The sequence below is a fragment of the Lactiplantibacillus sp. 7.2.4 genome (assembly GCF_018991185.1).
Lineage (GTDB): Bacteria > Bacillota > Bacilli > Lactobacillales > Lactobacillaceae > Lactiplantibacillus > Lactiplantibacillus pentosus.
Window position 1 is genome coordinate 1 of sequence record NZ_JAGYGS010000182.1, and the last position, 371, is coordinate 371.

The following is a 371-nucleotide window of genomic DNA, read 5'->3' on the forward strand; positions in this document are numbered from 1 at the left end:
TCTATTGTAGAAAGCATGCACATATTCAAAAAGGACGGCAGCGGCAGTTTCATAATCTTCAAAGACCGGCACTGGATAAACACATTCCTTTTTGAGAGAAGCGTGAAAGGATTCCATTGGCGCATTATCATACGGACAACCCTTACGGCTGTATGAGTGGCAGATATGTAGCTCAGTTAAACGTTGATTGTAATCATCGCTGGTATACTGTGATCCTAAATCCGTATGGATAATCAGGTCCCCAGTAATGGTTCGATTTTTAACCGCGCTTTCAAGGGTCTTTAAGACTAAATCAGTAGCCATCTTTTTTGAGAACGAATAGCCGATAATCCGTCGTGAGTGCAGGTCCATGATGGTTGATAAGTAGCAGG

1 protein-coding gene is annotated in these 371 nt (G+C 42.6%); it reads right to left on the reverse strand.

All coding sequences use genetic code 11. The features are described from left to right. Positions 1-371, reverse strand: a 371-nt coding sequence (locus KGF70_RS17115; RefSeq protein WP_216786537.1) for a DDE-type integrase/transposase/recombinase, incomplete at both ends; no start/stop codon positions are given.